We start from the raw sequence: 5220 nt of genomic DNA, 5'->3' as shown, positions 1-5220 counted from the left end.
GCCGCCGCGCACGGTGCAGGTCGAGGCGATCCCGGTGCCCGACCTCGGCATCGTGCACGACGACGACGACCTCGTGGTGGTCGACAAGCCGGCGGGGGTCGCCGCGCATCCGTCGCTCGGCTGGAACGGTCCCACGGTCGTGGGCGCCCTCGCCGCGGCGGGCTTCCGCATCTCGACCTCAGGTGCGCCCGAGCGCCAGGGCGTCGTGCACCGGCTCGACGCGGGCACGAGCGGCCTCATGGTCGTCGCGAAGTCCGAGCGGGCGTACACCGAGCTGAAGCGCCAGTTCCACGACCGGGAGGTCGAGAAGATCTACCACACGGTCGTGCAGGGCCATCCCGATCCGCTCGCGGGCACGATCGACGCACCAGTGGGGCGGCATCCGCGTTCCGAATGGAAGTTCGCGGTGACCGCCGACGGCAAGCATGCGGTCACGCACTACGAGACCATCGAGGCGTTCCCGTACGCGTCGCTGCTCGAGGTGCACCTCGAGACGGGGCGCACGCACCAGATCCGAGTGCACATGGCGGCGCAGCGGCATCCGTGCGCCGGAGACGCGATGTACGGGGCCGACCCAACGCTGTCGGCGCGGCTCGGCCTCACCCGCCAGTGGCTCCACGCCAGGCAGCTGTCGCTGACGCATCCCGGCACGGGCTCCTGGACGACGTTCGAGTCGGAGTACCCGGCCGATCTCTCCCACGCGCTCGACCTGCTCCGCGGGGACTAAGCGGGCGCGTCCGGTCCCCGGCGTGGGTGGCCGGCCGTAGAATTCGAACACCCCCAGAACCGACTCGCAGCATCCCGAAGAGGAGCCCAGTGGCCGCCGATTCCTTCGTCCACCTCCACGTGCACAGCGAGTACTCGATGCTCGACGGCGCCGCCCGGGTGGGGGAGCTCATCAAGGCGGCGCAGGGCGAGGGCATGCCCGCCGTGGCGGTCACCGACCACGGCAACGTGTTCGGCGCATACGACTTCTGGAAGCAGGCCACCGACGCGGGCATCAAGCCGATCATCGGCACCGAGGCGTACATCACGCCGGGCACGCACCGCGGCGACAAGACCCGGGTGCGATGGGGGAACGGCGGCGGCGACGACGTCTCGGGCTCGGGCGCCTACACGCACATGACCCTCCTGTCGGAGACGACCGAGGGCATGCACAACCTCTTCCGGCTCTCGAGCCGGGCGTCGATCGAGGGCTACTACTTCAAGCCGCGCATGGACCGCGAGCTGCTCGAGACCTATTCCAAGGGCCTCATCGCCACGACCGGATGCCCCTCCGGGGAGGTGCAGACCCGCCTGCGGCTCGGGCAGTACGACGAGGCCGTGCGCGCGGCATCCGAGTACCGCGACATCTTCGGGAGAGAGAACTACTTCGCCGAGATCATGGACCACGGGCTCGGCATCGAGACCCGCATCATGGAGGACCTGCTGCGGCTCGCGAAGCAGCTCGACCTGCCCTTGGTCGCGACGAACGACCTGCACTACACGCACGCGCACGACGCGAAGAGCCACGCGGCACTGCTCTGCGTGCAGTCGGGTTCGACGCTCGACGACCCGAACCGGTTCAAGTTCGACGCCGACGAGTTCTACCTGAAGACCGCCGCCGAGATGCGGCACCTCTTCCGCGACCACCCCGAGGCCTGCGACAACACCCTCCTCATCGCCGAGCGCGCCGACGTGCAGTTCAACACCAACGCCAACTACATGCCCCGCTTCCCCGTGCCTGAGGGCGAGAGCGAGGAGAGCTGGTTCGTGAAGGAGGTCGACCGGGGGCTCGCCGTGCGCTACCCCGACGGCATCCCCAGCGAGGTGCGCAAGCAGGCCGACTACGAGGTCGGCGTCATCCTGCAGATGGGCTTCCCCGGGTACTTCCTCGTCGTCGCCGACTTCATCAACTGGTCGAAGAACAACGGCATCCGCGTCGGCCCGGGTCGTGGCTCCGGCGCCGGGTCGATGGCCGCCTACGCGATGCGCATCACCGACCTCGACCCGCTGCAGCACGGGCTCATCTTCGAGCGGTTCCTGAACCCCGACCGCGTCTCGATGCCCGACTTCGACGTGGACTTCGACGAGCGTCGTCGCGGCGAGGTCATCAAGTACGTCACCGAGAAGTACGGCGACGAGCGCGTCGCGCAGATCGTCACGTACGGCACGATCAAGGCCAAGCAGGCGCTGAAGGACTCGAGTCGCGTGCTCGGGTTCCCGTTCGGGATGGGCGAGAAGCTCACCAAGGCCATGCCGCCGGCGATCATGGGCAAGGACATCCCGCTGTCGGGGATCCTCGACACGGCGCATCCGCGCTACAAGGAGGCCGGTGACATCCGGGCCATCATCGAGACCGACGCCGAGGCGAAGACGGTCTTCGAGACGGCCCTCGGCCTCGAGAACCTGAAGCGCCAGTGGGGCGTGCACGCGGCTGGCGTGATCATGTCGAGCGACCCGCTCATCGACATCATCCCGATCATGAAGCGTGAGCAGGACGGCCAGATCGTCACGCAGTTCGACTACCCCGCGTGCGAGTCCCTCGGCCTCATCAAGATGGACTTCCTGGGGCTGCGCAACCTCACGATCATCGACGACGCGCTCGACAACATCGAGGCCAACCGCGGCTTCCGTCCCGTGCTCGAAGATCTCGCGCTCGACGACCCCGAGGCCTATGCGCTCCTCTCCCGCGGCGACACGCTCGGCGTCTTCCAGCTCGACGGCGGCCCGATGCGGTCGCTGCTCCGGCAGATGAAGCCAGACAACTTCGAGGACATCTCGGCCGTCATCGCGCTCTACCGGCCGGGTCCGATGGGCGCGAACTCGCACATCAACTACGCGCTCCGCAAGAACGGCCTGCAGCCGATCACGCCGATCCACCCCGAGCTCGAGGAGCCGCTGCGGGACATCCTCGACACCAGCTACGGCCTGATCATCTACCAGGAGCAGGTCATGGCGATCGCCCAGCGCGTCGCCGGCTTCTCGCTCGGACAGGCCGACATCCTCCGGCGCGCGATGGGCAAGAAGAAGAAGTCCGAGCTCGACAAGCAGTATGAGGGCTTCTCGGGCGGCATGAAGGCCAACGGGTTCTCGGATGCCGCGATCAAGACGCTGTGGGACATCCTGCTGCCGTTCTCCGACTATGCCTTCAACAAGGCGCACTCCGCCGCCTACGGCGTGCTGAGCTACTGGACGGCCTACCTCAAGGCCCACTACCCGGCCGAGTACATGGCGGCGCTCCTCACGAGCGTCGGCGACGCCCGCGACAAGCTCGCGCTCTACCTCAACGAGTGCCGCCGCATGGGCATCAAGGTGCTCCCGCCTGACGTGAACGAGTCGATCGGCTACTTCGCCGCCGTGGGCGAGGACATCCGCTTCGGGCTCGGCGCCGTGCGCAACGTCGGCTTCAACGTGGTCGACGCGATCCGCGCCGCGCGCGAGCAGAAGGGCCGGTTCGAGTCGTTCCACGACTTCCTCAAGAAGTCGCCGATCCAGGTCGCGAACAAGCGCACTGTCGAGTCGCTCGTGAAGGCGGGCGCCTTCGACTCGCTCGGCCACACCCGGCGGGCGCTCGTCGAGATCCACGAGGGCGCCGTCGAGTCGGCCGTCAAGGAGAAGCGGGCCGAGGAGGTCGGCGACGTCGGCTTCGATTTCGACAGCCTCTTCGAGGACCATGAGCGCGACGCGGTCCCGTCGCTCGTGCCCGACCGGCCCGAGTGGGCCAAGCGCGACAAGCTCGCGTTCGAGCGCGAGATGCTCGGCCTCTACGTCTCCGACCACCCGCTCGCCGGGCTCGAGGTGCCGCTCGCGAAGCACGCCTCGACGACGATCACCGAGCTCCTCTCCTCGGATGCCACGCAGGACGGCGACACCGTGACCATCGCGGGTCTCGTCACGAGCGTGCAGCACCGCGTCGCACGCCAGAGCGGCAACCAGTACGGCATGATCCAGGTCGAGGACTTCTCGGGCGAGATCACCGTCATGTTCATGGGCAAGGCGTACCAGGAGTTCGCGCCGGGACTGAAGGCCGACTCGATCGCGGTCGTGCGCGGCCGGGTGAGCCTTCGCGACGACGGCATGAACCTGCACGCCTACAGCGTCTTCTCGCCCGAGCTCGGGCAGGGCGACGAGTCGGGGCCGGTCGTCATTTCGCTGCCCGACATCCGCGCGACCACCGACACGATCTCGGCCCTCGGCGACGTGCTCATCCGGCATGCCGGTGACACCGAGGTGCGGCTGAAGCTCGTGAAGGGCCGCACCGCGCGGGTGTTCGAGCTCCCGTACCCCGTCAAGGTGACGGCGGACTTCTACGGCGAGATCAAGAGCCTCCTCGGTCCGAACTGCCTCGTGTGACCGTGGCCGACGTCGCACCGCGCCCCGCTCGGTAGGCTGGTCGCCTCATGCTGCGAACCATCGACCTGCGCGGAACCCGTCCATCGGCGAGCGAACTGCTCGCACTCGTGCCACGCGCCGCGACCGACGTCACGGCGGCGCTCGACCCGGCGCGAGCGCTCATCGACGCCGTGCGCGAGCTCGGTGAGTCGGCGCTCCTCGACCAGGCCGAGCGGTTCGACCGAGTCCGCCCAGCCGCGGTGCGGGTGCCGGGGGCGGAGCTCGAGGCCGCCCTCGACGCGCTCGAGGCGGACGTGCGCTCGGCCCTCGAGTCGACGATCGCCCGCGTCCGGGCTGCGAGCGCCGCACAGGTGCCCGCGCCCGAGCGCACGGAACTGGCCGACGGCGCGATCGTGGAGCAGCGGTGGCAGCCCGTGGCCCGCGTCGGCCTGTACGTGCCGGGCGGCAAGGCGGTCTACCCGTCGAGCGTCGTGATGAACGTCGTCCCCGCGCAGGTCGCCGGCGTGCGGTCGATCGCGCTCGCCTCACCCCCGCAGGCCGAGTTCGGCGGCCGCATCCACCCGACGATCGCGGCGGCGGCGGCGCTCCTCGGCGTCACCGAGGTATACGCGATGGGCGGCGCGGGCGCCATCGGGGCCTTCGCATACGGCGTCCCCGAGATCGGGCTCGATCCCGTGCAGCGCGTCACCGGCCCGGGCAACGTGTACGTCGCCGCGGCGAAGCGGCTCGTGCAGGGCGTCACCGGCATCGACGCGGAGGCCGGTCCGACCGACATCCTCGTCATCGCCGACGATGCGGCCGACCCCGACCTCGTCGCCGCCGACCTCGTGAGCCAGGCCGAGCACGACGAGCTCGCGGCATCGGTGCTCGTCACCGATTCGGCCG

At 69.3% G+C, this 5220-nt stretch carries 3 protein-coding genes; all 3 read left to right on the top strand.

The window, feature by feature from the left end:
• A partial coding sequence (locus AC1DY2_RS14875) for an RluA family pseudouridine synthase (RefSeq protein ID WP_476763129.1) occupies window positions 1-727 on the top strand: 727 nt, incomplete at its 5' end.
• A gap of 137 nt (window positions 728-864) precedes the next feature.
• Window positions 865-4335, top strand: coding sequence for a DNA polymerase III subunit alpha (gene dnaE, locus AC1DY2_RS14870; protein ID WP_476763130.1), 3471 nt, complete (start codon window positions 865-867; stop codon window positions 4333-4335).
• Between the two features lie 47 nt (window positions 4336-4382).
• On the top strand, window positions 4383-5220 hold an 838-nt coding region (gene hisD, locus AC1DY2_RS14865; protein ID WP_476763128.1), incomplete at its 3' end, for a histidinol dehydrogenase.

This window comes from Agromyces sp. P1_H4, from assembly GCF_056405255.1.
Note: the sequence above shows the minus strand (reverse complement) of the source record. Positions and strands in the feature narration are given on the sequence as shown.

Coding starts and splice junctions, on each gene's coding strand:
- dnaE (WP_476763130.1), top strand. CDS start 865: ATGCTCGACGGCGCCGCCCGGGTGGGGGAGCTCATCAAGGCGGCGCAG.